The 4,971-nt window shown below is 43.3% G+C and carries 1 protein-coding gene; it reads right to left on the bottom strand.

Translation table 11 applies throughout. The features are described 5' to 3' along the window. Window positions 1-471: 471 nt before the first annotated feature. The coding region (locus ACO4PX_RS08510) for a Spy0128 family protein (RefSeq protein ID WP_485572278.1) at window positions 472-4,971 on the bottom strand (4,500 nt) is incomplete at its 5' end.

Below are 4,971 nucleotides of genomic sequence, written 5' to 3'. Positions count from 1 at the left end.
CTTTGCAAATTTCCCGCAAGCATCAAAAAACTGAGGAAATAAGCCATACCCTTCTTGGCAAAGCCTCCTCTTTGACGTCTTTTGGAAAAATTCCTACGGGTTAAGGTATCCCTTCCTCTTCCCATAGCTTCCGCAGTCTCCTGCTTTCTCATTTTGTACTCCATGTCACACTCCTTTATGACTCTATTCTTCCCACTTGGAAGCTTATTCTAAACGACGCCTTAAACAAGAAATTGCACAACTAGGCAGGCAATACTCCATAAAAATGAATTTTAAGGCAATCGTCTTAAACAAAAAACTGTTAGGACTGCCTATTGTAGGGGAAGTCCTAACAGTTTGTCGACAAATAATTATTATCCTATTATCTGTTTATGCAAAATTCATTTATGGCATAATAATTTCTTTGAGAATCTAAAAAAATCAATAGTTAAAAGAGAATGAGCTTTAACTTTTCGGTTTTAGCTTTCTGCTTTATCTTTTCTTCCTTAGCTTTCTTAGGAAGTAGTAAATGCTCAAAAGGCTAAAGCTTAGTGCTGAAGCAAAGGCATACCAAAGCAAATGTGAAGCATCTGCCGTATTTACCTTTCTGGATTGAGCCTTTCTAAGGGCTCCCAGTACTTCTCCCAGATGCTTTAACTCCGCCTCTTCCTCAGGTGTTAATGGACGTTTCCGTCCTGCTCCGAGAATCTCACCGATTCGCTTCTGAATCTCCTCGATGGTTCTGGGTACTGTGGGACTGGGCGGAACATTGTTTCCGTTGTCCGGTGTAGGATTCTGCGGTTCTTCCGGAAGCGTGGGCTTCTCAGGCTCTGCCGGCGGTTCTCCCGGGCCTCCCGGGGTATTCGGTGCGGGGAAGGATGGCCTCCTTGGTGTTCCTCCTCCGCCTCCCGGATTCCTTGGATTGTATAGGTTATCAAAAAGAATCTCAGATACCTCTACACCATCCTTATAAATCTTACGAGTCACTACCAAGTCCTCTTTATTTTCAGCAAGCTGACTTACCGTAAAGACTACTTTATAAAGGGATTTGTCATAGGTATAGCCTCTGAGTCCATCCTTTAATTCCTCCACCGTGTACACGTATTTTCCGGGAACATGGAAGGTAATGGGAGCAAATTCCGTATGTCCTTCTCCGGCAATCACCACCATCTCCGTTTCAGACTGGCTGCCCTCCGGCATTGGCTGGAAAAGTCCCTTAGGCATAGATCTTAAGGAAGGCTTTACCTCGGTAATAAGGCCACTGGAGCCATATAAAACACCCTCTTCCAAATCGGAGTTGCTCACGATTTTCTTATTCCTAATAACGTTGTTATCCGGATCCAGATACTCCTCAAATGTATCGTTTCCGTTACCGTTATTGAAAAAGATTTCCTTATCATTGAAGACTGGATCTTCTCGCTTATCTGTCCAGTAAACGGAGTTGGAAGAAATCTCCATGGTTTCCGTCCGAAGTACAAAACGGAAAGGGTCTGCCTGAGAAGGCTTTCTTCCGGAAATCTTCTTACCAAGATCTACCTGTCCCTGTGTAGGTGTAGGCGTAAAGACATTGGTATAGTTAAAGTCGTCTCCTCCCACCAAGGCATAGAGTTTACCATCAAGACGACGAACTTTAATCGTAACATTTCTGGTGGCACGAGGATCGTTGTTTACTCCGGGGAATAAACCGCTTTCTGTTACTGTATACTCATAATCTCCTACAGCCGCAATCTTAACTCTTCCGAAGTTAACCTCTCCTCCGACAGCATCAGGATTTGTCTTACTTAAACTGTCGGAACCACCTGCCTCTAGCGGCATGGGTGCTCCATTTTTACTCTTTAAGGTAAAGGTAAATGCATTACTGATATCCGGCTTCTTGATTCCTGCCGTAGCACTTAAGAACTTTTGCACCTTAATTTCCGGTTCAATGATTTCTTCTCCGAAAACATTGACAAAACTTAAAGGATTGCCATTGTTAATTCGTAGATCAGAAACCATCTTCTTGTGATCCGGGTCTGTAACGGTAATGGTGATAAATTTATCTCCCATGTCCTCACTGGTAAGACCGTCTACATTCCTTCCATGCTCATTAATTTTATAAGTATAGGTTCCGGGTCTCATCAGCCGAATGTTTCCAAATTCTACCGTTCCGCCGTCCTTATCCGGGTTCTTCAATACTGTAGTGATAGGATTTCCCTTTTCATCCAGTAAAGGTGCCCCATTTTCTCCGCTGATTGTGAAGGTGAATTTTCCGCGAATATCGGGAGCTTGCGTAGCTAATTCCTTTGGGACTTCCAAAATCTTCTTTACCGGAAGCTTAAAGACTACCGGCTCCACCAGTTTATGGCTACTGCTGCCTTCTACGATATCCGGTGCCACATTCTGAGGAATATCATTTCCCGGGAATAAGGTAGCTACACGGTATGCCAGATTGGTGTTTACAACAGGAATCTTATCCATATCCGTATGGGCCAGCATATTGACATTGGCAATCAGCAATCCCTTCTTATCTAAAATGAAGGGCTTCTTACTTTGGGTAGTTCGAAGATCAAAAGCCAAAGCCACAATTTTATCTTTTTCTACGCCGACATTTTCTGTTTCATCTTCGTAGTTCCATTCATGCCAAATGCTCTTGCCATTCTTCGGATTGTTTGGATTCATATCATTGTCATAATCCGGGTCATGAATGGCCTTCCCTAAATCTCTTTTTGCCTCAGTAGGAATTTCATAAGAGTAAAAGACTCTGGGCTTTAAGGTATCCGAGTTGTCAGCATTGTCCTTATCAAAGGAGCGCTTACTCAAGAGACTATTGATGTCTACTCCGTTAAAGTCTCCGTTTCTATCCTTTTTCTCTCCCAGGATATCATAGATGACCAAATCCGTTGTTCTGCTGTTGTCTGAAGCCTGATACATCAGTCTATGGGTATAAGGATCTCCCATATAGCTTACATTAGTACTTAAATAACGGGGATCGATCTCCGTAGAAACCGTATTGCTGAATCTTGCCTCCAGTACCGTTACCGGGCCGTAGGGCATATTCAGTTCCGTTACGGAGGTGGTATATTTATCATTGCTACTATTTAAATTATCCAGCGCAAGCTTTTTGTAATATTCGATTTTATCTGCTTTATTCCCCGGATCTGCAAGCTTCGGGTTATAGTTTGGATTCCAAATGGTATCCTTGTCGGTATTGACAAATCCCAAGGTGTTTTTTGCCGTTCTTCCCCGATCCACGATATTGGTGTAAGGGTTCCAAAGGGTATAGTTTAGCTTCCAACCGCTTCGATTATATTGTTTATTCCAGAAACGATGCTCTGCATCATCCGGAATGGTTAACTTAATAATCATCATGGTTTGGCCGGATTTCTCCCAGTTCTTCTTAAACTCTACGGTATAGTCCTTCCCCTTGACAAATTTTTTACTTTCCGGTGGAGTGTCCGCCGCATCCCAGGTTCCCAGAACAATAGAGCTTTCGTCCACATAGGTTCCTGCTGGAAGCAGATCATAGATGATTCCGGATTTTAACACATAAGGCTTGGTATAATCACCCTGTAAGCTGCTGGGGAAGATTCCCCAGTTAAAGCCCCAGGCAATAACATCCATGCTTTGCTCGCTGCGCTCAGGATGGTCCACATAAGGTTTGTTTTGCTTTACCAGCTCCGAGGTGATATTTAAGGGCTCTAAACCATAGCCTATTTCAGCCAAGTATTTTCCCGCCCTCTTATCAATAATCGCTGTACCTAATTGACGGACTTCTCCTACAGCGCCACCTGCCAGGAAGTTCATGTTATACCCGTCTCCTTTAGCCATGGTATCGGCAATGAAGTTCCGCATAGCAGGCTGCGGAGTCACCTTTATGGTGAATGACGCATCAAAGTTTGTCTTATAATAGGGGGAATCCTGTTTAAACTGAAGCCCTACAATGTTATCTCCAAAGGCAGCCTCTAAGTCCAGCTGATTCGTTTGTGAAATGTCGGCATTGTCACGGAGTGTATACTTCTTTATTGCGCCGGGCTCTGTTACAGTAAAGATAACGCCTCCATGGTCGTTATAGCTTAAGCGACCATACTCAAAATATCCTCTTCCCGGATATCTCTTATCCTTTACCATAACCTGTACGGGAGGATAGCTGGAATCTTTCTTTCTGGGGCTAGCTTTACCGGAGAATTTTACCAACTGATTCCCCAAATAATCCACATCATAGGCCTTCATATCTCTTAAATAGATACGGCTATAATGGTAGTCCTCCTCTGTTAATTCATAAACGCCACCTCTATAAACATCACCGTTTGTTATAGAATCACTGGAGAATTCATCCTGATTTGTTTCCTCTTTCAAAGTTTTTCCATTTACTTGGCTGGGTTTTACAGAGAATAGCTTATACTTTCCGTCTGTAAGGGTAGCACCGGAACCGGGAACATTAGTATCAGAGGTGGTATAGCTTCCGTCCCGTGACACATTTACACTGCTATCCTTTGCCTTATATGTAGCAGAAAGAGTAAAGCTTTCATTCCAGTTGCTATATACTACAGGAGCCGCTGCACCACCTTTATAAATACTTTGTAATCCAAAAACGCCAAGGTAAATCTGTCTATCCACAGTATTATACTTCTTTAATAAAAAGTCTCCCGGCCCTGAAGAGCGAAGAAGTACCTTCATAGGTGCCGCCTCCGCCTCACCCTTTCTCACATAGCCGTCTGCCCAGGTTTCTGTAAACCCAACCTTATTGCTAATATCAAGCCCATCGGTCGTAAGATCGATACCCTTGTCCTTTGCCTCTTGCAACTTGCTCATAGGATACTTATACAGTAAGGCATAAAGCTGGGAATTATACTTGTCGTTGGCATAGTTTAAGGCAGCCACATAGGGCTGATGAGTGGGGAGGTTTTCTACACTGGGATCCTTTGGAATTCCTATATAGCTTCTACCAATAGGGTTCTCCAAAAAAGGCTTTGTTGCAGGAGGGTTTTCTCCCGGCCCCATAAACTTTGCAAT

The sequence above is a fragment of the Oribacterium sp. genome (assembly GCF_057249185.1).
The sequence above is the reverse complement of the archived record's forward strand: the minus strand, read 5'-3'. Positions and strand labels throughout refer to the sequence as shown.